Source organism: Pseudomonas sp. NPDC096950, from assembly GCF_044762525.1.
Taxonomy (GTDB): domain Bacteria; phylum Pseudomonadota; class Gammaproteobacteria; order Pseudomonadales; family Pseudomonadaceae; genus Aquipseudomonas.
Window position 1 is genome coordinate 1 of the sequence record NZ_JBIWEL010000028.1, and the last position, 21651, is coordinate 21651.

At 60.7% G+C, this 21651-nt stretch carries 23 protein-coding genes; 11 read left to right on the forward strand and 12 right to left on the reverse strand.

Annotated features, from left to right (window positions below; genetic code table 11):
• A partial coding sequence (locus ACIQY3_RS29315; protein ID WP_403026853.1) for an ATP cone domain-containing protein occupies positions 1-1547 on the reverse strand: 1547 nt, incomplete at its 3' end.
• A 733-nt stretch (positions 1548-2280) separates the two neighbouring features.
• On the opposite strand from ACIQY3_RS29315, the gene ACIQY3_RS29320 reads away from it, so the two are divergent.
• Positions 2281-3003 (forward strand): winged helix-turn-helix domain-containing protein, encoded by a 723-nt coding sequence (locus tag ACIQY3_RS29320; protein ID WP_403026856.1) that lies wholly within the window; start codon positions 2281-2283, stop codon positions 3001-3003.
• Positions 3000-4610 (forward strand): ATP-binding protein, encoded by a 1611-nt coding sequence (locus ACIQY3_RS29325; protein WP_403026858.1) that lies wholly within the window; start codon positions 3000-3002, stop codon positions 4608-4610. Before ACIQY3_RS29320 ends, ACIQY3_RS29325 begins: the two co-directional genes overlap by 4 nt.
• Positions 4611-4727: 117 nt before the next feature.
• Here ACIQY3_RS29325 and ACIQY3_RS29330 read toward each other — a convergent pair whose 3' ends face one another.
• On the reverse strand, positions 4728-5456 hold the full coding sequence (locus tag ACIQY3_RS29330; protein ID WP_403026861.1) for a 4'-phosphopantetheinyl transferase: 729 nt from the start codon (positions 5454-5456) through the stop codon (positions 4728-4730).
• A gap of 149 nt (positions 5457-5605) precedes the next feature.
• Positions 5606-6397 carry a dienelactone hydrolase family protein gene (locus ACIQY3_RS29335; RefSeq protein ID WP_403026864.1) on the reverse strand — a complete coding sequence of 264 codons (792 nt, stop codon included), beginning with the start codon at positions 6395-6397 and terminating at the stop codon, positions 5606-5608.
• A 146-nt stretch (positions 6398-6543) separates the two neighbouring features.
• On the opposite strand from ACIQY3_RS29335, the gene ACIQY3_RS29340 reads away from it, so the two are divergent.
• From ACIQY3_RS29340 to ACIQY3_RS29350, 3 genes are all read left to right on the forward strand, one after another.
• Positions 6544-7146, forward strand: a complete 603-nt coding sequence (locus ACIQY3_RS29340) for an outer membrane beta-barrel protein (RefSeq protein ID WP_054054834.1) — start codon at positions 6544-6546, stop codon at positions 7144-7146.
• Between the two features lie 120 nt (positions 7147-7266).
• Positions 7267-7944 (forward strand): response regulator, encoded by a 678-nt coding sequence (locus ACIQY3_RS29345; RefSeq protein ID WP_290028449.1) that lies wholly within the window; start codon positions 7267-7269, stop codon positions 7942-7944.
• Complete coding sequence (locus ACIQY3_RS29350) at positions 7941-9287, forward strand: ATP-binding protein (protein WP_403026869.1); 1347 nt, start codon at positions 7941-7943, stop codon at positions 9285-9287. Before ACIQY3_RS29345 ends, ACIQY3_RS29350 begins: the two co-directional genes overlap by 4 nt.
• A 159-nt stretch (positions 9288-9446) precedes the next feature.
• On the opposite strand, the gene ACIQY3_RS29355 is transcribed toward ACIQY3_RS29350, so the two are convergent.
• On the reverse strand, positions 9447-10445 hold the full coding sequence (locus tag ACIQY3_RS29355; RefSeq protein WP_403026872.1) for an AraC family transcriptional regulator: 999 nt from the start codon (positions 10443-10445) through the stop codon (positions 9447-9449).
• A gap of 339 nt (positions 10446-10784) precedes the next feature.
• Between ACIQY3_RS29355 and ACIQY3_RS29360 the strand changes: the two genes are divergently transcribed.
• Together ACIQY3_RS29360 and ACIQY3_RS29365 are read left to right on the forward strand one after the other, a co-directional pair.
• On the forward strand, positions 10785-12119 hold the full coding sequence (locus ACIQY3_RS29360; protein WP_123407106.1) for a dicarboxylate/amino acid:cation symporter: 1335 nt from the start codon (positions 10785-10787) through the stop codon (positions 12117-12119).
• A gap of 144 nt (positions 12120-12263) precedes the next feature.
• Positions 12264-13445: a CaiB/BaiF CoA transferase family protein gene (locus ACIQY3_RS29365; RefSeq protein ID WP_403026877.1), complete on the forward strand. Its 1182-nt coding sequence runs from the start codon at positions 12264-12266 to the stop codon at positions 13443-13445.
• A gap of 120 nt (positions 13446-13565) precedes the next feature.
• Here ACIQY3_RS29365 and ACIQY3_RS29370 read toward each other — a convergent pair whose 3' ends face one another.
• On the reverse strand, positions 13566-14060 hold the full coding sequence (locus ACIQY3_RS29370; protein WP_123407102.1) for a SprT family zinc-dependent metalloprotease: 495 nt from the start codon (positions 14058-14060) through the stop codon (positions 13566-13568).
• A 141-nt stretch (positions 14061-14201) separates the two neighbouring features.
• Complete coding sequence (locus tag ACIQY3_RS29375) at positions 14202-14804, reverse strand: Yip1 family protein (protein ID WP_054054848.1); 603 nt, start codon at positions 14802-14804, stop codon at positions 14202-14204.
• A 375-nt stretch (positions 14805-15179) separates the two neighbouring features.
• Between ACIQY3_RS29375 and ttcA the strand changes: the two genes are divergently transcribed.
• Both ttcA and ACIQY3_RS29385 read left to right on the forward strand, forming a co-directional pair.
• The gene (gene ttcA, locus ACIQY3_RS29380; RefSeq protein WP_403026882.1) at positions 15180-16004 is read left to right on the forward strand and encodes a tRNA 2-thiocytidine(32) synthetase TtcA; all 825 of its coding nucleotides are present in this window, start codon (positions 15180-15182) and stop codon (positions 16002-16004) included.
• Positions 16005-16136: 132 nt separating this feature from the next.
• Entirely contained in the window at positions 16137-16811 is a 675-nt protein-coding gene (locus tag ACIQY3_RS29385) for a DNA-3-methyladenine glycosylase I (protein ID WP_123407098.1), read from the forward strand.
• 117 nt (positions 16812-16928) lie between these two features.
• On the opposite strand, the gene ACIQY3_RS29390 is transcribed toward ACIQY3_RS29385, so the two are convergent.
• Genes ACIQY3_RS29390 through arsC form a run of 3 tightly spaced genes read right to left on the reverse strand, consistent with a single transcriptional unit; the run spans position 16929 to position 18302 of the window.
• The gene (locus tag ACIQY3_RS29390) at positions 16929-17354 is read right to left on the reverse strand and encodes a DUF2069 domain-containing protein (protein ID WP_403026886.1); all 426 of its coding nucleotides are present in this window, start codon (positions 17352-17354) and stop codon (positions 16929-16931) included.
• Position 17355: 1 nt separating this feature from the next.
• Positions 17356-17952 carry an NAD(P)H:quinone oxidoreductase gene (gene wrbA / locus ACIQY3_RS29395; protein WP_123509980.1) on the reverse strand — a complete coding sequence of 199 codons (597 nt, stop codon included), beginning with the start codon at positions 17950-17952 and terminating at the stop codon, positions 17356-17358.
• Complete coding sequence (arsC, locus tag ACIQY3_RS29400) at positions 17949-18302, reverse strand: arsenate reductase (glutaredoxin) (RefSeq protein ID WP_403026889.1); 354 nt, start codon at positions 18300-18302, stop codon at positions 17949-17951. The genes wrbA and arsC overlap by 4 nt, the downstream gene beginning before the upstream one ends.
• Before the next feature lie 114 nt (positions 18303-18416).
• On the opposite strand from arsC, the gene ACIQY3_RS29405 reads away from it, so the two are divergent.
• Positions 18417-18884 carry a TlpA disulfide reductase family protein gene (locus ACIQY3_RS29405; RefSeq protein WP_403026892.1) on the forward strand — a complete coding sequence of 156 codons (468 nt, stop codon included), beginning with the start codon at positions 18417-18419 and terminating at the stop codon, positions 18882-18884.
• 142 nt (positions 18885-19026) lie between these two features.
• Here ACIQY3_RS29405 and ACIQY3_RS29410 read toward each other — a convergent pair whose 3' ends face one another.
• Both ACIQY3_RS29410 and ACIQY3_RS29415 read right to left on the reverse strand, forming a co-directional pair.
• The gene (locus ACIQY3_RS29410) at positions 19027-19431 is read right to left on the reverse strand and encodes an META domain-containing protein (protein ID WP_054054860.1); all 405 of its coding nucleotides are present in this window, start codon (positions 19429-19431) and stop codon (positions 19027-19029) included.
• Positions 19431-19865 (reverse strand): hypothetical protein, encoded by a 435-nt coding sequence (locus ACIQY3_RS29415; protein ID WP_403026896.1) that lies wholly within the window; start codon positions 19863-19865, stop codon positions 19431-19433. The genes ACIQY3_RS29410 and ACIQY3_RS29415 overlap by 1 nt, the downstream gene beginning before the upstream one ends.
• 134 nt (positions 19866-19999) lie before the next feature.
• On the opposite strand from ACIQY3_RS29415, the gene ACIQY3_RS29420 reads away from it, so the two are divergent.
• The gene (locus ACIQY3_RS29420; RefSeq protein ID WP_403026899.1) at positions 20000-20458 is read left to right on the forward strand and encodes a hypothetical protein; all 459 of its coding nucleotides are present in this window, start codon (positions 20000-20002) and stop codon (positions 20456-20458) included.
• A 6-nt stretch (positions 20459-20464) separates the two neighbouring features.
• Here ACIQY3_RS29420 and ACIQY3_RS29425 read toward each other — a convergent pair whose 3' ends face one another.
• The gene (locus ACIQY3_RS29425) at positions 20465-21454 is read right to left on the reverse strand and encodes a 2-hydroxyacid dehydrogenase (RefSeq protein WP_403026902.1); all 990 of its coding nucleotides are present in this window, start codon (positions 21452-21454) and stop codon (positions 20465-20467) included.
• Positions 21455-21651: the final 197 nt, after the last annotated feature.

A 21651-nucleotide genomic window follows, 5' to 3' on the forward strand; every position in this document is an offset into this window, starting at 1 on the left:
TTCATTACGTCAATTTCCGCAACTTCGGATGGCGAGAACAGGGTCCACTTGCCGTCATCGAAGACGCGCTTCATGAACAGGTCAGGGATCCAGTTGGCGGTGTTCATGTCGTGGGTACGACGACGATCATCACCGGTGTTCTTGCGGAGTTCGATGAACTCCTCGATGTCCATGTGCCAAGTTTCCAGGTAGGCACAGACAGCGCCTTTGCGCTTGCCACCCTGGTTAACGGCAACGGCGGTGTCGTTCACTACTTTCAGGAACGGTACGACGCCCTGGGATTTGCCGTTGGTGCCTTTGATGTACGAACCCAAGGCACGAACCGGCGTCCAGTCGTTGCCCAGGCCGCCCGCGAATTTCGACAACATGGCGTTGTCGTGGATCGCGTGGTAGATGCCCGACAGGTCATCCGGCACGGTGGTCAGGTAGCAGCTGGACAGCTGTGGACGCAGGGTGCCGGCGTTGAACAGGGTCGGAGTCGACGACATGTAGTCGAAGGACGACAGCAGGTTGTAGAACTCGATCGCACGGTCTTCTTTCTGCTTCTCTTCGATCGCCAGGCCCATGGCCACGCGCATGAAGAAGATTTGCGGCAGTTCGAAGCGGATACCGTCCTTGTGGATGAAGTAACGGTCGTACAGGGTTTGCAGGCCCAGGTACGTGAACTGCTGATCGCGCTCGTGATTGATTGCCTTGCCGAGTTTTTCCAGGTCGAAAGTGGCCAGGATCGGGTTCAGCAATTCGAATTCGATGCCCTTGGCGATATAGGCCGGCAGGGCCTTGGCGTACAGGTCGACCATTTCGTGGTGAGTTGCGCTTTCGGCAACTTCCAGGAAGCTCAGGCCTTCGGCACGCAGGGTGTCCATCAGCAGGCGGGCGGTCACGAACGAGTAGTTCGGCTCACGCTCGACCAGGGTACGGGCGGTCATCACCAGGGCGGTGTTGACGTCGGTCAGGGCCACGCCGTCGTACAGGTTTTTCAGGGTTTCGCGCTGGATCAGGTCGCCGTCGACTTCTTCCAGGCCTTCGCACGCTTCGGTGACGATGGTGTTCAGGCGGCCCATGTCCAGGGGAGCAAAGGTGCCATCGGCGCGGGTGATGCGGATCGACGGGTGAGCGTTGACTGCTTCTTCGGCCGGGGCGTGGGCGGCGCGTTGTTTCGAGCGACCGTCGCGGTAGATCACGTAGTCGCGAGCGACTTTCTGCTCGCCGGCACGCATCAGGGCCAGTTCGACCTGGTCCTGGATTTCTTCGATGTGGATGGTGCCGCCCGAAGGCATGCGACGCTTGAAGGTTGCGGTGACTTGTTCGGTCAGGCGGGCAACGGTGTCGTGGATTCGCGACGAGGCGGCAGCGGTGCCGCCCTCAACTGCGAGAAACGCTTTGGTGATGGCGACGGTGATTTTGTCATCGGTGTAAGGAACGACAGTGCCGTTACGCTTGATCACGCGCAGTTGGCCAGGCGCGGTGGCGGACAGATCCGAAGTCGAATCAGCGGCCTGCGGCAAGGTGCCCTGCGGGTTCTCGCGAGTTGTGTCGGTTTGCATGGGTGTCTCCACGTTCTCTATGTTTGTTTGGGCACCATCACGGTGCCCACCGTTCCGTCCTGAAGCACTACAACCGGCGAGCGCCGGGCATAACAACTTCGGGACAGTAGGAAGGGGGCTATAGGGCGCCGCTTCCATGCCGAAGTCTTTGGTCTCAAGCCTGGGGCTGAAGACCGAATTCGTGTCGGGTGACAGTTGGGGACTGCAACACCCGTACCGTTCTTACCTTTTTGGGCTCAAAAACAGTAGCCATCCGCTCGTGCGGTTTGGGCTTCTTGAAATACGTTTGGTTCAACCAGACAAAGGCAATAAAAGCGCTTGAAATCGGTGTCTGGTTTGTGTTTGGTTTTTGGGCTGAAACCCTACATGTAGGGTTTTTTTAGCGCCGAGGTACAAGATAATGCGTTTTGGGGGGTGATTGCAACGTACTACCTGTGGATAAACCTGTGCGTAAATTGTGTGTGAAAGGTGGAAACAGCGTGTAGGCCGCGACCCTACTGGAGTAGACCGTTTGTCATGGTTTTTTCACAATCGAAAACAGTCCGGGCGGTTTTTTAAGGGCGCGAACCCTATCACAAAAAACCGGGTTGTCCGAACGCATTTGCCGACTTGTTTTCTCGCCGGGCGACGTTTATACAATCGGCCGTACACACGCATTCTTATCCTCCCCAATCATTACAAAAAGACGGGGGGATCCTTCCTTATTAGTGTTGTTGGCAAGCAGAGGTCACCCGTGGAGCAAGAAGCCTGGCAGGTATTGATTGTCGAAGATGACCAGCGACTGGCCGAATTGACCCGCGATTACCTCGAAGCCAATGGCCTGCGCGTGGCGATCGAAGGCAACGGCGCCCTGGCCGCCACGCGGATCATCAAGGAGCAGCCGGACCTGGTGATCCTCGACCTGATGCTCCCCGGCGAAGATGGCCTGAGCATCTGCCGCAAGGTGCGCGACAAGTTCGACGGCCCGATCCTGATGCTCACTGCCCGCACCGACGACACCGACCAGATTCTCGGCCTGGACCTGGGCGCCGACGACTACGTGTGCAAACCGGTGCGCCCGCGTTTGTTGCTGGCGCGAATCCAGGCCTTGTTGCGCCGCAGCGAAACGCCGGAAGTGGCCCCGGAAAAACTCCGGCGCCTGCAGTTCGGCCCGCTGGTGGTGGACAACGCGCTGCGTGAAGCCTGGCTCAATGACAACGGTATCGAACTGACCAGCGCCGAGTTCGATCTGCTCTGGCTGCTGGTGGCCAACGCCGGGCGCATTCTGTCCCGAGAAGAAATCTTCACCGCCCTGCGTGGCATCGGTTATGACGGCCAGGACCGCTCCATCGACGTGCGCATTTCACGCATTCGCCCGAAGATCGGCGATGACCCGGATCACCCACGGCTGATCAAGACCGTGCGCAGCAAAGGCTACCTGTTCGTGCCGGAAGCCTGCGTAGACCTGCCCCTGTGAATTCGATCTTTCTGCGCATCTACGGCGGCATGTGCGCGGCGCTGATCCTCGTGGCGGTGCTCGGCGTGCTGGCGCTGCACCTGCTCAACCAGGTGCGCAGCGAGCAATACCGCGAACGCCTGGCCCACGGCACCTTCTCGCTGATGGCCGACAACCTGCAACCGATGAACGAAACCGAGCGCCACCGCGCCTTGCTGGTGTGGGAGCGCCTGCTGGGGATTCCCCTGGCGTTGCAGACGTTCTCCCAGACCGACCTCGACCTGACCCAGCGCACCCGCGTGTTGCGTGGCCAGGCGCTGGTTGAACAGACCGGGCCCCATGCGGCAAAGGTTTACCGGTTGGTCAGCGACAAGGAACAACTGGTGCTCACCGGGGAAGTGCAGCAGATCAGCGAACAACTGGCCCGGGCGACCATTTACCTGCTGGCGGACGAACTGGTGCGCTACCCGGTCGCCGAGCAACCCAAGCGCCTGGCGCAATTGAAGGAAGACAAAGGTTTTGGTTTCGACCTGCGGCTGGTCACGGTCGAACAGGCGGACATGGACGAAGACCAGAGTCGCCGGGTGTCCGAAGGCGACACGGTGATGGCGTTGGGCAAGGGCGGCGATTCGATCCGGGTGTTTGCCGGCATGGTCGGCACGCCGTGGGTACTGGAAATCGGCCCGTTGTTTCAGATGAACCCGTATCCGCCGGAATGGCTGGTGCTGATCGCTGCCCTGGGCCTGACGCTGATCGGCTTGATCGTCTATCTGTTGGTGCGGCAACTGGAGCGCCGTTTGCGCGGCCTCGAAGCCGCCGCCACGCGCATCGCCAAGGGCAGCCTGGAAACCCGCGTGCCGGCGCGCGGTGCGGACTCGGTCGGGCGCCTGGCGTCGGCGTTCAACGGCATGGCGGAGCACTTGCAGCAGTTGCTGGCGATTCAGCGTGAACTGGTGCGCGCGGTGTCCCACGAACTGCGCACACCGGTGGCGCGCCTGCGTTTTGGCCTGGAAATGATCGGCTCGGCGACCACGCCCCAGGCCCTGGAAAAGTACCGCGAAGGCATGGACCACGACATCGAGGACCTCGACAAACTGGTGGATGAGATGCTGACTTACGCGCGGTTGGAGCAGGGCTCACCGGCGCTGAATTTCCAGCGGATCGATCTGGATGCACTGGTCAATCAAGTGATCGAGGAACTGGCGCCGCTGCGCGCGGAAGTCACGGTGCAACGCGGGTTGTGCCTGTCGGCCGCCGATTGCGACGACGCCTGGGTCGAAGCCGAACCGCGTTACCTGCACCGCGCCTTGCAGAACCTGGTCAGCAACGCCATGCGCCATGCGCAGTCGCGGGTGACCGTCAGTTATCAGGTGGGGCAGTTGCGCTGTCGGGTGGATGTCGAGGACGACGGGCCGGGCGTGCCGGAAGTGGCCTGGGAGAAAATCTTCACCCCGTTCCTGCGCCTCGATGACAGCCGCACCCGAGCCTCGGGGGGGCATGGGTTGGGGTTGTCCATCGTGCGGCGGATTGTGCACTGGCACGGCGGGCGGGCGTTGATCAGCAAGAGCAAAAGCCTGGGCGGGGCGTGTTTCAGTTTGAGTTGGCCGAGGAATCAGGAGAAGCGTTGAATATTGTGGTGGCTGGTGGACCGCCTTCGCGAGCAAGCCCGCTCCCACATTGGAATGCATTTCAAAATGTGGGAGCGGGCTTGCTCGCGAAAGGGCCCGCCCAGACACTGAAAATCTTCAGGCCTTGATACTGACCAGACTCAACAACTGCCCATCCTGCACCCCAAACTGCGCCTCCAGCTCTGTCCCATTGCGCCACTCACTGGACAAATCCGTCAGCAACCGCATCCGCACTTGGCCGTCCACCGTCCATTCCAACACTTCCGCGTGTTCGAAATAAAACCGCTGCTGAACGATCGGGTACAGCGCCTTGAACAGGCTTTCCTTCACTGAAAAGGTCAGGGTCACCAACAACGCCAACTGATCTTTCGCACCGGCGGCCATGCGCTGCAGTTCCGGTGGCGTGAGGATTTCCCCGGCCAGGCGTTCAGCCCGTTCGAAGTTGAGCAGGTTTTCCAGGTCCATGCCCAGGCCACGCCAGTGCGCCTTGTTCGCGACAATCGCCGCGGCGCGGCCGGTGCTGTGGGTGATCGAACCGGTGATGTGCGTCGGCCACACGGGTGCGCGGTCTTCGCCAATGGCCGGGATAAAACTCAGCCCTTCCAGTTGTTGCAACGCGGCTCGGGCGCAGACCCGCCCGGCGAGAAACTCCGCCTGACGCTTGGCCACCGAACGCTGGATGCTCGCCGGCGGCGCGATGGCGCTGCGCTGGAAGTCATCGCCGGCCAGTTGCGAAGGGTCGAAGTGAGTGCTCAACAGCACGGTATCGGGCAGCACGAAAGGCAACGGCCAGTGGGGCTCGAGTGGGGTGCAACAGGCGGGCAGGGCTGGATTCATGTCGGGCATTTTGCCGGGTTGTCCGGGGGCTGGGTAGTGCAAAGGTTAGATCGGTGGCGCGGCGGCTATTCGCGAGCAGGCTCGCTCCCACATTGGAATGCGTCCCCCTGTGGGAGCGAGCCTGCTCGCGAATAGCCACCGCGCCGCGGTCTACCGGCTCAAGCAAAGATCTTCTTGAAGAACGCCTTCATATCCGCCCAAGAACTCTCATCCGCCGCTTTGTTGTAGCCAATATCCGGCCCGCCATGATCGCCATGGCTCAACCGATCCGCATCCGGATTGCTGAACCCATGCTTGGCGTCTTTCAGGCTGACGAACTTGTAATCCGCGCCAGCCTTGTCCATTTCCGACTTGAACGCCGCCACGTTATCCGGGGTGATCATGCTGTCCTTGGCGCCATGCTCCACGAGGATTTTTGCCTTCACACTGCCCGGCGCTGCCGGCGTATTGGTCGCCAGCGCCCCGTGGAAACTCACCACGCCCTTCAACGGCAAACCCTGGCGTGCCGCGTTCAGCACCACACCACCGCCGAAGCAATAACCGATGGCCGCGAGTTTGTTCGGATCGGTTTGCGGCTGTTGTTTCAACAGATCGAGCCCGGCCTGGAAGCGTGCGCTGGCCACCGTGCTGTCCTTCAACGCCTCTTGCATGAACGCCATGGCGTCCTTGGGATGCTCGGTGTTCTTGCCGCCGCCATACATGTCGATGGCCAACGCGCTGTAACCCAACCCGGCCAAGTCCCGGGCGCGGCGCTTGGCGTAATCGTTGAGCCCCCAGAATTCATGCACCACCACCACGCCCGGACGCGGGCCTTTAATGGCGTCGTCATAGGCGTAGTAACCGATCATTTGGGTCCCGTCGGTGCTCTGGTAAGGGATTTCCTGGGTCTTGATCGCAGCCTGGGTCAGCCCGCTCAAGGCCAGCAAGACAAGGGCGAGGAACATGCGCATGGTCGGATCTCCTGCAAAGAAAGTCGTCAAATCAGCCTAGTCGATTTGATTCAGCTTAGGTTCAGAGTGCGTTCAGGGGGAGTTCAGGGCGGGGTCAGTAACCTTGCCCCGTACCCAAAAAGCGATAGCGCATAAGGAAACTTCCTATGACTGGATTGAAAAAACTGCTTCTGGCTTTCACCGTTTTAAGCGCCAGCGCCGCTGCCCACGCCACCGACGAAACCTTCGCCGGCCTGACGCTCGGCCAAACCAGCGACAAGGTCAAAAAATCCCACGCCTTGAACGACAACCTCAACAGCCCGAACGCCGACGGCGTGATCGGCAAGGACACCACCTGGGGTGTGCGTCTGGGCCAGCAAAACAGCCAGGGCCGTTACTACGCCACGTACGACAACGTGTCGGGCTCGCACAATGGCATTAAACTGCGTCAGGAAAACCTGCTGGGCAGCTACGATCTGTTCTACCCGGTGGGCGGCAGTACCAAATTGTTCGGCGGTGCCACGGCCGGTATCACCAAGATGACGCAAGAGTCCCCAGGCTTCAGCCGCGACAGCGACATCGGTTACGCCCTCGGCGGCCAGGTCGGTGTGTTGCAGCAAGTTTCCCAGAACACCTCGGTCGAGCTGGGTTACCGTTACCTGCGCAGCAATGCCAGCACCGAAATGAGCGAGCGCGGTGGTAGCAAACAAGGGTCGCTGGCCTTGAACAGCAGCGCCCAGACGTACCTGTCTGCCAACTACGCTTTTTGATAAGCGGTTCGTGACAGACCTGCGCCGGGTCACCTTTAAAGGGTGATCCGGCGTTGCCATGTTGACCCTCGAGGCGTGTGCGCATGCCTCTGGAGATGTTGTTTTGCCCGGGAGAGCGTTATGAAACTGCTGGTCGTCGAAGATGAAGCGCTGCTGCGCCATCACCTGCAAACCCGCCTGACGGATAGCGGCCACGTGGTCGAATCCGTGGCCAACGCCGAAGAGGCGCTGTACCAGACCGAGCAGTTCAACCATGACCTGGCGGTGATCGACCTCGGCCTGCCGGGCATGGGCGGGCTCGACCTGATTCGTCAGCTGCGCTCCCGGGGCAAGACCTTTCCGATCCTGATCCTCACCGCCCGCGGCAACTGGCAGGACAAAGTCGAAGGCCTGGCTGCCGGTGCCGACGATTATGTGGTCAAGCCGTTCCAGTTCGAAGAGCTGGACGCCCGGCTCAATGCCTTGCTGCGTCGCTCCAGCGGCTTCACCCAATCGACCATCGTCGCCGGGCCGCTGATGCTCGATCTCAATCGCAAGCAGGCATCCCTCGACGATCAGCCGCTGGCGCTGACCGCTTACGAATACCGGATCCTCGAGTACCTGATGCGCCATCACCAGCAAGTGGTGGCCAAGGACCGCTTGATGGAACAGCTCTATCCGGACGACGACGAGCGCGATCCGAATGTGATCGAAGTGCTGGTCGGCCGCCTGCGCCGCAAACTCGAAGGCCCGGCCGGGTTCAAGCCGATCGACACCGTGCGCGGCCTCGGTTACCTGTTCAATGAGCGCTGCACTTGATTCGTTCTCTTCGCGTCCGCCTGATGCTCGCCGCCACCCTGTTGGCGGTGTTGTTCATGCTGGCGTTACTGCCGGCGATGCAGGGCGCGTTCAGCCTGGCGTTGCAGGATTCCATCGAGCAACGCCTGGCTTCGGACGTCACCACGTTGATCTCCGCCGCCCGGGTGGAAGGCAACCGCTTGCAGATGCCTTTGCAGCTGCCCGACGAGCGTTTCAACCTGACTGACAGCCGTTTGCTCGGCTACATCTACGACCGCGAAGGGCATCTGGTCTGGCGCTCGAAAGCCACCCAGGAAGAAAACATCAACTACAAGCCGCGCTATGACGGGCGCGGCAACGAATTTGCGCGGATTCGCGAGGCCAACGGCCAGGAGTTCTTCGTCTACGACGTCGAGGTCAAGTTGCTGGGCGGTAAAAGTGCGGCGTTCAGCATCGTGGCTTTGCAACCGGTGCGCGAGTACGAAGTCACCGTTGAAGGCCTGCGGGAAAATCTCTACCTCGGCTTCGGCGCCGCGTTACTGGTGCTGTTGGCGTTGCTGTGGATCGGTCTGACCTGGGGCTTGCAGGCGTTGCGCCGCTTAAGCCAGGAACTCGATGAGATCGAAAGCGGCACTCGCGAAAGCCTCACGGAAGAACACCCTCGCGAATTGCTGCGCCTGACCGGCTCGCTCAACCGTTTGCTGCACAGCGAGCGCGAGCAGCGCAGCCGTTATCGTGATTCCCTCGACGACTTGGCCCACAGCCTGAAAACCCCGTTGACCGTGTTGCAAAGCGTCAGCGAGGACATGGCCCAGCGCCCCGAGGATCGTGATCAGGCGTGGGTGCTGCAATCGCAGATCGAACGCATGAGCCAGCAGATCAGCTATCAACTGCAACGCGCCAGCCTGCGCAAAAGCGGTCTGGTGCGCCATCAGGTGCGCCTGCACCCGGTGCTGCAAAGCCTCTGCGACACATTGGACAAGGTCTACCGCGACAAGCGGGTGCGGGTGGCTTTCGATTTGCCGGATCAGTGTTATGTGCCGATCGAGCAGGGCGCCTTGCTGGAAATGATGGGCAACCTGCTGGAAAACGCCTATCGCCTGTGCTTGAGCGAAGTGCGCATCAGCGTGCGCGAAACCCTGAGCGGGATTGAGTTGTGCGTGGAAGATGACGGGCCGGGCGTGCCGCCGGACCAGCGTGCGCGAATTCTGCAACGCGGCGAACGCCTGGATCGCCAGCATCCGGGCCAGGGGATCGGCTTGGCGGTGGTCAAGGACATCATCGAGAGCTACAGCGCCAAATTGACCCTGGGGGACTCGGCGTTGGGCGGGGCGGCGTTCCGGATTCATTTTCCGGTGGTTTGATCGGATTGAAGGTGTTCTTTCGGGCCTCTTCGCGAGCAAGCCCGCTCCCACATTGGATCTTGGGTGTACACAAATTATGTGCTCACAACAGATCCCCTGTGGGAGCGGGCTTGCTCGCGAAGAGGCCCGTGAACACACCCGAGAGTCAATTGCCGAATCTCAATTCTCCTGCGCGCGATACGCGCCGGGTGTAAGGCCTGTCCACTTTTTGAACGCCCGGTGAAACGCCGAAGGTTCGGAAAACCCCAGTTGCTCGGCAATCTGTTGCAACGACAGGTCCGCCCGACCGAGGTGATAAATCGCAATGTCCCGGCGCAACTGATCCTTCAATTCCTGAAAACTGCTGCCTTCTTCACGCAAATGCCGGCGCAAGGTCTGGGGGCTGATGTGCAGATGTGCGGCCACGGCTTCGAGGTCTGGCCAGCGTGCACTGTCGCGGCTGAGCAAGCGGCGCAACTGGCTGCTCAAACTGTCCCCATCGTCCGGACGTGACAACAGGTCGGCGGGGGAACGTTCGAGGAAATGCTTGAGGGTTCGCTCATCCTGCAACAACGGCATGCCCAGGTAGCGACTGTGAAACAGCAGGCTGCTCTGGGACGTCGAAAATTCCTGAGGGCAGGGAAACATCAGATCGTATTCGGCGCCGTGCTCGGGTTTCGGGTAGCTGAACGTGGCTTGTTCCAGGCGAATGCGCTGGCCAATCAGCCAACTGCCGAGGCGATGCCAGATCACCAGCAGGGATTCGCTGAGAAAGTGATCCGGGTCCCACAGCTGCGAATCATCGAGGCTCAAGCGGATCATTTCGCCTTCGCGGCTCAGGGTCAGGCGCGGAGCTTCGGGGAATAGGCTATAAAACAATAAGCCGCGATGAAGTGCTTTCTCCAGGCTGCGGCAATGGATGATGGCATGGCACATCATGGCGAAGCTGCCGGGTTTGCTCGATGCGTGGCCAAATCCGAGGTATTCGTCGTCCAGCGCCAGCCACAGGCCCTGGATCAGGCGGGTGAACTGTTCCGGCGCAATGCGTGCCCGGGGCTCGTCGAGCAACTCGGGGCTGATCCCCAGTTGTAACAACAGGCCGGAATAATCATAGCCACGCCGACGCGCACCACCGAGGGCGGCACGGGCGAAATGACTGGCGATGGTGCGTTCGCGCATATCAGGCAGGTCCATCCATTAAGCGGCCGATGGTAGCCGCAGGACTTGGCGATGAACAAGGCGGATATCCGCCATATTGCAGGACGAGGTCGGGGCGATAGGCGGAAAACCGCCACATTGGCGTAACCGACCGGTGACAAAGAAAACCTTGCAGCCCTTGATGTCAAAAGGCTTGCAGGGAATTCGGCGAAGGTGGCACGGGCTTTGCGATATAACGGGCAGATGCCTGCCGTTGCGCAGCTCGACAAAACAAATCCCTCCAGTGCAGGAGGGTTCGCAAATGAAGTGTCACGGGCAACAGATGGATGTTGTGATGGGGCACTCTTGAGGAACTTTGCAATGACGACTCGTCAGCCACTGTACAAATCCCTGTATTTCCAGGTGATCGTTGCCATCGCCATCGGCATCCTGGTCGGTCACTTCTATCCGCAGACCGGTGTGGCCCTCAAGCCGCTGGGTGACGGGTTCATCAAACTGATCAAAATGATCATCGCCCCGATTATCTTCTGCACCGTCGTCAGCGGTATCGCGGGCATGCAGAGCATGAAATCGGTCGGCAAGACCGGCGGTTACGCGCTGCTGTACTTCGAAATCGTTTCGACCATTGCACTGCTGGTCGGTCTGGTGGTGGTCAACATCGTCCAGCCGGGTGCCGGCATGCACATCGACGTGACGACTCTGGATGCTTCCAAAGTCGCTCAATACGTCGCTGCCGGTGCTGATCAAAGCGTGATCGGCTTCCTGCTCAACGTCATCCCGAACACCATCTTCGGCGCGTTCGCCACTGGCGATATCCTGCAAGTGCTGATGTTCTCGGTGATCTTCGGTTTCGCCCTGCATCGCCTGGGTGCCTACGGCAAGCCGATCCTGGACTTCATCGATCGCTTCGCCCACGTGATGTTCAACATCATCAACATGATCATGAAGCTCGCGCCACTCGGTGCCCTGGGCGCCATGGCGTTCACCATCGGTGCCTACGGTGTGGGTTCGCTGGTGCAACTGGGTCAGTTGATGGCTTGCTTCTACATCACTTGCCTGCTGTTCGTGCTGGTGGTGCTGGGCGGTATCGCTCGCGCTCACGGCTTCAGCGTGCTGAAAGTGATTCGCTACATCCGTGAAGAACTGCTGATCGTGCTGGGTACTTCTTCTTCGGAATCGGTACTGCCACGCATGCTGATCAAAATGGAACGCCTGGGCGCGAAGAAATCCGTCGTAGGCCTGGTGATCCCGACCGGCTACTCGTTCAACCTCGACGGTACCGCGATCTACCTGACCATGGCGGCCGTGTTCATCGCTCAAGCGACCGACACCCACATGGACATCACGCACCAGATCACCCTGCTGGTGGTGTTGCTGCTGTCCTCCAAAGGCGCTGCTGGCGTGACCGGTTCGGGCTTCATCGTACTGGCTGCGACCCTGTCGGCTGTAGGCCACTTGCCGGTTGCCGGTCTGGCGCTGATCCTCGGCATCGACCGCTTCATGTCCGAAGCCCGCGCACTGACCAACCTGGTCGGTAACGCTGTTGCCACCCTGGTTGTGGCCAAGTGGGTCAAGGAACTGGACACCGACGTGATGCAGGCCGAACTGGCTTCTGGCGGTCGCGGCATCTCCGACGAACGCGTAGAAGACGACCTGGGCGTGGCCGAAGGCCCAACCCCAAGCAACGTCAAATAAGACACGCTGCAATGAAAAACCCGCTTCGGCGGGTTTTTTCATGCCTGCCATTTGAGCGAAACGGTCATTTTTGCTGACCCATCAGGTGATTGCTGCAACGCCATCAGTTGCCTAGTCTGGAGGCATCGCTCCCGGAGAACACCCATGCTCGGTCCACTGGCATCACTCAAGGTTCTGGATTTCTCGACACTGCTGCCGGGGCCGTTCGCCTCTTTATTACTGGCGGACATGGGCGCCGAGGTCCTGCGCATCGAATCGCCGACCCGCATGGACCTGCTGCGGGTGCTGCCGCCCCACGATCAAGGCGTGTCGGCCAGCCACGCTTATCTCAACCGCAATAAGCGCAGCCTCGCCCTGGACCTCAAACAGCCCGAGGCGCTGGCGGTGATCAAGCAACTGCTGCAGGACCACGACATCGTGCTGGAGCAATTTCGTCCCGGCGTGATGGAGCGCCTGGGCCTGGGTTACGAAGCGCTGAAGGCAATCAATCCAAAACTGATCTACGTCTCGATCACCGGTTACGGCCAGACCGGCCCTTACAAGGACCGCGCCGGCCACGACCTCAATTACCTGGCGCTGGCGGGGCTGTCGAGCTACACCGGCCGTGCCGACAGCGGCCCGGTGCCGCTAGGCATGCAGGTGGCGGATATCGCCGGTGGTTCGCTGCACGGGGTGATCGGCCTGCTGGCAGCCGTGATCGCCCGGCAGCAAACGGGGCAGGGCCAGCACATCGACGTGAGCATGACCGACTGCGCCTTCAGCCTCAACGCCATGGCCGGCGCCGGGTATCTGGCCTGCGGCGTGGAGCCGGGGCGCGAAGAGCAGATGCTCAATGGCGGCAGCTTCTACGACTATTACCGTTCGCGGGATGGTCGCTGGTTATCGGTGGGCAGCCTGGAGCCGGCATTTATGCAGCAACTGTGTTTGGCGTTGGGGCGCCCGGAACTGGCGGCCCAGGGCTTGTCGCCCAAACCTGAGCAGCAACAGGCGCTGAAGAATGAGTTGAAGATGGAATTCGAAAAGCATGACTTTGCCGAACTGTGCGAGTTGTTTGCCGGGGTCGATGCGTGTGTCGAGCCGGTGTTGAGCCTGGGCGAGGCGGCGCGGCATCCGCAGTTAAAGGAGCGGGGCGTGGTGACTGAGGTGCCTCGCGGTGACGGGACGAATCAGACGCAGATGGCGTGTCCGTTGAAGTTTTCCGAGGGGTTGCCGGAGCCGCGGTTTATCGGGGCGGCGGTGGGGGAGCATACGGATCAGGTGTTGGGGGAGCTGGGGTTCAGTGTTGAGCGGATTGCAGAATTGCGGCGCAACAAAGTAGTTGTGTAGTGCCTTTCAGGACGCCTTCGCGAGCAGGCTCGCTTCCACACTGGATTTATGCCACATCGAAAATCCCCTGTGGGAGCGAGCCTGCTCGCGAAGGGGCCAGATCAAACACCACAAATCGACTTATTCGACTCGCATCTCCCCACTAAACACCAACGTGCTCCGGCATCGGCGGCACAAATACCGACGCCCCTGCCGCACCAGACTATGCCGCTGCGCCGAAAACGGGAAATCGCTGTCGGCGCACGGGCATTTGTAGATGTAGCGGGTCACGCTGCGGCGTTTGACGTCGTAGGTGTGGCAACGGTTGGGCGGCAGTTCGTACACGCCGCGCATGATCAGTTGCCACTCTTCGCCGTGGGGCTGGATGCGGTCGCCGAACAACTGGTGGGCGATCAGGTGCGCGACTTCGTGGGCCACGGTTTGCTTGAGGAAGTCTTCGGTGTTTTCCCGGTACAGCTGCGGATTGAAGCGCAGCAGGTTCTCGTGCAGATGCGCGACACCGGCTTTTTGCCCGCGCAGCTTGAGGCTCACCACGGGGCGTTTGAAAGGTCGTTTGAAAAAGGATTCGGCTTGTTGGAAACAGTCTTCGACGCGGGTATTGAGTTGCTCGGGCATGCTTGATGGATCTCCAGAGACGTCGAGTATGCCGCAACCCCCGGGACTTGCGAATCAGTGAGGCGCCGAATGGTCGTCGCTTCACATTAGAAGGCCGCCTTGCGGCGGCCTGTGTTGGCAGATCTTGTTCTATTAAAAAGACTAGTTCGTATAGACCGGCCCCACGCCGAGTCCCCAGACAATAACGGTAAACGCCATGATCGCCACCAGCACCACCAGCCCGACGGCGAGCACCGAACTTGAAAACAGGAATCCCTCGTCCGATGGAATGTTCATGAACGTCGGCAGCCCCACGTACAGCAGGTACACCGTGTAGCAGATCGCGGCTGTGCCAATGATCATCCCCAGCCACATATGTGGATACAGCGCCGCCAGCCCGCCCACGAACAGCGGTGTCGCGGTGTAAGTGGCAAATGCGACGCAACGGGCCAGGCTCGGGTTAGCGTCGTAGGTACGGGCCATCCAGTGGATGAACGCGCCCATTACCGCCACGCCGCCGAGCATCGCCACGTATGACATGATCGTCATCCATAGCGCGCTTTCCGTGGTCAGCATCACCGGCGCCCGACTGCCAATGACCCAGCCGACCTGGGTGGTGCCGATAAATGCGGACACAGCCGGGATGGCCGCCAGGATCAGCGTGTGGGTGAGGTACATGTGGCTGATGCTTTCCTCCTGGTCGCCACGGATTTCTTTCCATTCCTGGTCGGGGTGGGTGAAGAGCCCCACTACGTGATGGATCATGCCAGTCACTCCTCTTGTTTTTACCATCGCCCCCCAGCGGAGCGCCTACGGGCCAAAGTGGCCAAGTAAGTAAAGGTCTGGATATGTGTGCGACCTTATGTCGCAGTATAGAAAGGTCTTAACGGCGCAGGTTGCAGGGCGTTAGAGCAAATCGCGCTGTAAACAGGACTGGTAATCGCCGCGGGGTCTGTCACCGATGATCCCTGTGGGAGCGGGCTTGCTCGCGAAGGCGTAGTGTCAGTCAACATCTATGCAATCTGTCACACCGCCTTCGCGAGCAAGCCCGCTCCCACAGGGGGAGATGGTGGGCTCTTCGCCGAAGGCCAGTTTTTGCGTAAAATGCCGGCCTTTCGTCACACCTCACGGATTCGCGTCATGGGCACTCTCACGGTCAACCAGAATAAACTGCAAAAGCGCCTTCGCCGCCAGGCTGGTGAGGCTGTTGCCGATTTCAACATGATTGAAGACGGCGACAAGGTCATGGTCTGCCTGTCCGGTGGCAAGGACAGCTACACCCTGCTCGACGTGCTGATGCACTTTCAGAAGGTCGCCCCGATCAAGTTCGATATCGTGGCCGTGAACATGGACCAGAAGCAGCCGGGCTTCCCCGAGCACGTGCTGCCGGCGTACCTGAAAGCGCTGGGTGTCGAGTACCACATCGTCGAGAAAGACACCTATTCGGTGGTCAAGGAATTGATCCCGGAAGGCAAGACCACTTGCTCACTGTGCTCGCGCCTGCGTCGCGGCACGCTGTACACCTTCGCCGACGAAATCGGCGCGACGAAGATGGCCCTCGGGCACCACCGCGACGACATCGTCGAGACATTCTTCCTCAACATGTTCTTCAACGGGTCGCTCAAGGCCATGCCGCCGAAACTGCGCGCCGACGACGGGCGCAACGTGGTGATCCGCCCGTTGGCCTACTGCAACGAAAAAGACATCCAGGCCTACTCGGACTTCAAGCAATTCCCGATCATCCCGTGCAACCTCTGCGGCTCCCAGGAAAACCTGCAACGCCAGGTGGTCAAGGACATGCTGCAAGAGTGGGAACGCAAGACCCCGGGCCGCACCGAAAGCATTTTCCGCAGTCTGCAGAATGTGCAGCCGTCGCTACTGGCGGACCGTAATCTGTTCGACTTCACCAGTTTGAAGATCGACGAAACCGCGGCCTCGCGCTTCGTCAATGTCGTGAACCTCTGAACACCCCCCCCCTGTGGGAGCGAGCCTGCTCGCGAAAGCGGACTGTCAGTCGCCATCTCTGGTGACTGAGACACCGCTTTCGCGAGCAGGCTCGCTCCCACAGGTTATGTATTTCAATCCTCAGGAGAGGGCATGCGCGATTACAAGTGGCTACACGAGTACTGTCTGAACCGCTTCGGTTCGGCGGCTGAACTGGAAGCCCATCTGCCGGTTCCCAAGACCCCGGCGCAATTGCGCAAGATCAGCGATGACCGTTACCTCTCGACCATGGCCTTGCGGGTGTTCCGCGCCGGGCTCAAGCACAGCCTGGTGGACGCCAAGTGGCCGGCCTTCGAAGAGGTGTTCTTCAAATTCGACCCGGAAAAAGTCGTGCTGATGAGCGCCGAACACCTGGAGCGCCTGATGCAGGACGCGCGGATCATCCGCCACTTGGGCAAGCTCAAGAGCGTGCCGCGCAATGCGCAGTTCATTCTGGATGTGGCCCATGAAAAGGGCAGCTTCGGCGAACTGATCGCCGAGTGGCCCGTGACCGACATCGTCGGCTTGTGGACCTTCCTGAAAAAGCGCGGTCATCAACTGGGCGGGCTGTCGGCGCCGCGCTTCCTGCGCATGGTCGGCAAGGACACGTTCGTGCCGAGCTACGACGTGGTCGCGGGGTTGAATGCACAGAAGATCGTCGACAAAGTGCCGACCAGCCAGCGGGATTTGGCGTTGGTGCAGGACGTGTTCAACCAGTGGCATGAACAGAGCGGCGGGCGGGCGATGAGTCAGATTTCGATGATGCTGGCGTACACCGTCAATCATTGAGGCCGGGGCGCGCCCTTCGCGAGCAAGCCCGCTCCCACAGGGGATCTGTGGTGTTCACAAATGATGTGTCCACTGGAGATCCAATGTGGGAGCGGGCTTGCCCGCGAAGGCGCCAGATCAGGCGACGGAAACCTCGCCCTCGCCAGCCAGCTTGCGATTCAACTGAAACCGCCACCGCACATACAGCAACGCCGAGCAAAACACCGCCAGGCTAGCGCCCATCTCCAGCAAACCGAACAACTGCCGGTTCGGGTCATACGCGGCCAGCGCGCCCTTGATGAAGTACAGATTCACCACAAAGCACATCCAAGAATGCCCGCGTGCACTGCCGACAATCATCCCCGGCGCCAGCAACAACAGCGGCACCAGTTCGATCAGCAAAATCACCCACGGCCGCGCGCCATGCAGATCGGCGACCAGCAGGTAGTAGGCGCACAACAGTCCCACCAGGCCGAAAAAGCACAACAGGCTGACCACCCGCATCGCCTTGACGCGCGGTTCGAGCCATTCGATCGAGGGCAGGATCTTCGGCCTCTTCGCCATGTCAGCCCTCCAGCTTCTGCGCGGTTTTGCCCAAGCGCAGGCCCAAGGCCCGGCACAGCGCGACTTCATGCTCATTCAAACCCTGTTTGCCATCGGCCCCGGCGTGATGGCTGGCGCCGTACGGCGTGCCGCCGCCACGGGTTTCCAGCAGCGCCGACTCGCTGTAAGGCAGGCCGGTGATCAGCATGCCGTGGTGCAGCAACGGCAACATCATCGACAGCAGGGTGGTTTCCTGGCCGCCGTGCAGGCTCGCGGTGGAGGTGAACACTCCGGCCGGTTTGCCGACGAGGGCGCCGGTCAGCCACAGGTTGCTGGTGCCGTCGAGAAAGTATTTGAGCGGCGCCGCCATGTTGCCGAAACGGGTCGGGCTGCCGAGGGCCAAGCCCGCGCAGTTCTTCAGGTCATCGAGGCTGGCGTACAACGCGCCTTCGTCCGGGATATCCGGCGACACCGCTTCGCACTCGGTGGAAATCGCCGGCACGGTGCGCAAACGCGCTTCCATCCCGGATTGCTCGACACCCCGGGCAATCTGCCGGGCCATTTCATTGGTCGAGCCGCTGCGGCTGTAATACAGGACCAGAATGTACGGCGCGCTCACGGCAACAACTCCAGCACATTCTCCGGCGGACGGCCGATGACGGCTTTGTCGCCGACTTCCAGGATCGGCCGCTCCATGAGTTTCGGGTGCGCCGCGATGGCCGCGATCAATTGCGCCTCGCTCAGGGTGGCGTCGGCCAGGTTGAGGGTTTTGTATTCGTCCTCACCGGTGCGCAGCAATTGCCGGGCGTTGATGCCGAGCTTTTTCAGCAGGCCATTGAGTTGCGCGGCGTCCAGCGGGGTTTCGAGGTAGCGGACCACCGTCGGAGTCAGGCCACGGGCTTCGAGCAGTTCGAGCGCACCGCGGGATTTCGAGCAGCGCGGGTTGTGATAAAGCGTCAGATCGGTCATGTGCGGGTCGCATCTTGCGTAAGGTGACGGCTATTCTAACTGTGCAGCGCGCAATCCAGAACCTCGGGAGGCGATGGGTCGCAGGCGCATTCAATTTTGAACAAGGAACACGACATGACAAGGCGATTGGCAGCAGCATTGGCGATCATCGGGGCGCTGATGCTGGGGGGCTGCGGCAACGACTATGGTATCGACCAGGATGGCCACAAAGTGGCGGCCGGGCGTCTCGACAAACAATGGTTGGTGCTCAATTACTGGGCCGAATGGTGCGGGCCGTGCCGAACCGAGATCCCGCAGTTGAATACCCTGGCCGAAGAGCTCAAGGCCAAGAAGATCGGGGTGTTCGGGGTCAACTTCGACAATGTGCAGGGTGAAGAACTTAAGAGCGCCAGCGAGAAACTGGGGATCAAGTTCACCGTGCTCGCCCAGGACCCGGCCGAGTTGTTCGATTTACCGCGCAGCGAAGCGTTGCCGGTGACGTACATCATCGATAACAAGGGCAAGGTGCGGGAACAGTTGATGGGCGAGCAGACGGCGGCGGGGGTGATGGCGAAGCTGGAAGAGTTGAAGGCGACGAATTGAGCAGGACTTTAGATTTGATCGTTCCCACGCTCCGCGTGGGAACGCCGCCCGGGACGCTCCGCGTCCCTGTGACGCAGAGCGTCACTTGATGCATTCCCACGCAGAGCGTGGGAACGATCGCGGAAGGGCTTCGGCGCGCCAATCAACCCTCTTCAAGCCACCAACGCAATGGCTTGCCTTCGGCTGGCCAGAAGCGCATCTGGTCGATCGGCGAAATGTCCCAGCGCTGGACGTTTTCCAGAGCTTGGAGGAAACGCTTTTCCTGCTCCATCAACGCCGGCGCACAGAGTTTGCGGGTGCTGCCGACTTTACCGAAGGTCAGCTTATCGCCGTCCAGGGTGTACGGCGCGAACCAGTGGTTGCAGCCGCCATTGCCGTAGGCGCGACCGTCGTCACCGAGGGTGATGGTCAGGTGGCTGTAATCCATCAGCGGACGTTCACCGATCCATTCCAGAATGTAGCTGCGGTTCTGTTGCAGTTGAACCGGTTCGGCGGCGCAGCCCATCAGACTGGCGCCAACCATGGCCGCCAGGGCAAGGTGTTTCATCACGCAGGCTCCTGGCATGTCGGGCACAGGTGTTTCTCGCCAGCGGTGGTCCAGCCCAACTCGGCAATCCGCGCAGTGGCGGCAGGCTTTTCGGCCTTGTTGCCCAGCTTGGCGTCGACCGCGAACTCAAAGCTCAGCTCTTTGGCGCAGCTGTCGCAATTGACCTTCCACGTGTGGATCGCCAGTTCGCCAAACACCGGGCCACTGGCCACCGCGACCCATTGGCCGGGCGGGTTGATCAGGTGGCGAACGGTTTCGACGGTCAGGCGCATGGACAAGTCCTTGCTGCCTTTGAGGGTGACCACCAGGACGTCATTATTGCGAATCGAGCCGCCGTTGCCGGTGACTTGATAACGCCCCGGCACCAGGGCGCGGCATTCAGTCAGGGTGTGCTGCGGGTTCATCAGGGTGTAGCGGAAATCGTGTTCGACCATGGGTCCTCCAAATATGCGCGGTATGCTAGCACGGGCATCAACGCAGCATGGCTCGGGCATGTGACCTTCGATCAGGTTCAAATCATCCACCCACTCATGGCACACTGCCGCTTTTACACCTCTAAGGAATGGAAATGGCCTTGACCGAATGTCTTGAATGCAAACAGAGCATCAGCTCTGAAACGGTTTCGTGCATTCACTGCGGCGCACCGGTCGCGGTAAGGCGAGCGACCGTTTCCCGGCACGGGTCGATCTCCTTCGGGCATCGGCCACGGGATGAGCATGTGCCGGAGGTTTCCACCGTCGAGCCAGAATCCGAGCCGCAACCGCAAGTCAAGCCAACTCCCGAGGTTCCACCTGCGCCTGTGTCCCGGCACCGCCGCCGGGGCGCGCCGGTGAATGTGCCGACGGCCGATGCATGGACAGACATGGCACGTCCGGTGGAAGGTTGGCTGAAAATCATGGCATTTTTACTGCCAGCGTTTTTCGTCTGGTTTTTGCTGCGTCCCGGACACTCACTGCAACAGCGCCTGATTGGTTTCGGTTGGCTGGCCCTGTGGATTCTGGTGTCGTTGATCAGCCCAAGATCCTGAGCCCGATCAGCCTTCGACCTGATTCTGCGGCGCGCCAGCCGCCCACGCTGCAATGTTCTGCAACGTAGTCGCGGCAATCGCGCCGAGGGCTTCGCGGGTCAGAAAGGCCTGGTGTGCGGTGATGATCACGTTGGGGAAGGTCAGCAGCCGCGCCAGCACATCGTCTTGCAGGGGCAGGTCCGAGCGATCCTCGAAAAACAGCTGCGCCTCTTCTTCATACACATCCAGCCCCAGATAACCCAATTGCCCGTCCTTCAACGCGTCGATCAGCGCCGGCGTATCCACCAGCCCGCCGCGTCCGGTGTTGATCAGCATCGCCCCCGGTTGCATGTGCGCCAGGGACTGACGGTTGATCAAGTGTTTGCTCTGCTCATTGAGCGGGCAGTGCAGGCTGATGATCTGCGACTCGGCCAGCAGCTGCGGCAAACTCAGGTAGCGCGCGCCGAGGGCTTCGACCTGGGGATTCGGGTGGGGGTCGTAGGCCAATAGCTTGCAGCCAAAGCCGTTCATGATTTTTGCGAAGGTCGCGCCGATCTGCCCGGTGCCGACCACGCCGACAGTCTTGCCCACCAGATCGAAACCGGTCAGCCCGTGCAGACTGAAATCCCCTTCGCGGGTGCGGTTGTAGGCGCGATGCAGGCGTCGATTCAGCGCCAGGATCAGCGCCACCGCGTGTTCGGCGACGGCATGGGGCGAGTAGGCCGGCACCCGCACGATGGCCAGCTTCAGGCGTTTCGCCGCGACCAGGTCGATATGGTTGTAACCGGCCGAGCGCAGGGCGATCAGGCGCGTGCCGCCGGCGGCCAAATGTTCGAGCACCGGTGCACTGAGGTCGTCATTGATGAAGGCGCACACCACTTCGTGATGCTCGGCCAGCGCTACGGTGTCGAGGCTCAGTCGCGCCGATTGAAACTGCAATTCGATGCCGGAGGGCACGTCAGCCGCGAGAAAGCTCTCGCGGTCGTAGGTCTGGCTGCTGAAAAGAATCGTGCGCATCATCCTGTTCTCCTTGAAGAGCCGTTGTAGCAGCTGGCGAAGCCTGCGTTCGACGGCGAAGCCGTCGTCAATCCGGCATACGCGGTTTGCCTGAGAAACCGAGGTGGCTGATTTTACGACGGCTTCGCCGCCGGACGCAGGCTTCGCCAGCAGCTACACGATCATGGCGCTTGAGGCGACAGATGTTATTGCGCTGG

Coding starts and splice junctions, on each gene's coding strand:
- ACIQY3_RS29330 (WP_403026861.1), bottom strand. CDS start 5,456: ATGCCCGACATGAATCCAGCCCTGCCCGCCTGTTGCACCCCACTCGAG.
- ACIQY3_RS29335 (WP_403026864.1), bottom strand. CDS start 6,397: ATGCGCATGTTCCTCGCCCTTGTCTTGCTGGCCTTGAGCGGGCTGACC.
- ACIQY3_RS29340 (WP_054054834.1), top strand. CDS start 6,544: ATGACTGGATTGAAAAAACTGCTTCTGGCTTTCACCGTTTTAAGCGCC.
- ACIQY3_RS29345 (WP_290028449.1), top strand. CDS start 7,267: ATGAAACTGCTGGTCGTCGAAGATGAAGCGCTGCTGCGCCATCACCTG.
- ACIQY3_RS29355 (WP_403026872.1), bottom strand. CDS start 10,445: ATGCGCGAACGCACCATCGCCAGTCATTTCGCCCGTGCCGCCCTCGGT.
- ACIQY3_RS29360 (WP_123407106.1), top strand. CDS start 10,785: ATGACGACTCGTCAGCCACTGTACAAATCCCTGTATTTCCAGGTGATC.
- ACIQY3_RS29365 (WP_403026877.1), top strand. CDS start 12,264: ATGCTCGGTCCACTGGCATCACTCAAGGTTCTGGATTTCTCGACACTG.
- ACIQY3_RS29370 (WP_123407102.1), bottom strand. CDS start 14,060: ATGCCCGAGCAACTCAATACCCGCGTCGAAGACTGTTTCCAACAAGCC.
- ACIQY3_RS29375 (WP_054054848.1), bottom strand. CDS start 14,804: ATGATCCATCACGTAGTGGGGCTCTTCACCCACCCCGACCAGGAATGG.
- ttcA (WP_403026882.1), top strand. CDS start 15,180: ATGGGCACTCTCACGGTCAACCAGAATAAACTGCAAAAGCGCCTTCGC.
- ACIQY3_RS29385 (WP_123407098.1), top strand. CDS start 16,137: ATGCGCGATTACAAGTGGCTACACGAGTACTGTCTGAACCGCTTCGGT.
- ACIQY3_RS29390 (WP_403026886.1), bottom strand. CDS start 17,354: ATGGCGAAGAGGCCGAAGATCCTGCCCTCGATCGAATGGCTCGAACCG.
- arsC (WP_403026889.1), bottom strand. CDS start 18,302: ATGACCGATCTGACGCTTTATCACAACCCGCGCTGCTCGAAATCCCGC.
- ACIQY3_RS29405 (WP_403026892.1), top strand. CDS start 18,417: ATGACAAGGCGATTGGCAGCAGCATTGGCGATCATCGGGGCGCTGATG.
- ACIQY3_RS29410 (WP_054054860.1), bottom strand. CDS start 19,431: ATGAAACACCTTGCCCTGGCGGCCATGGTTGGCGCCAGTCTGATGGGC.
- ACIQY3_RS29415 (WP_403026896.1), bottom strand. CDS start 19,865: ATGGTCGAACACGATTTCCGCTACACCCTGATGAACCCGCAGCACACC.
- ACIQY3_RS29420 (WP_403026899.1), top strand. CDS start 20,000: ATGGCCTTGACCGAATGTCTTGAATGCAAACAGAGCATCAGCTCTGAA.
- ACIQY3_RS29425 (WP_403026902.1), bottom strand. CDS start 21,454: ATGCGCACGATTCTTTTCAGCAGCCAGACCTACGACCGCGAGAGCTTT.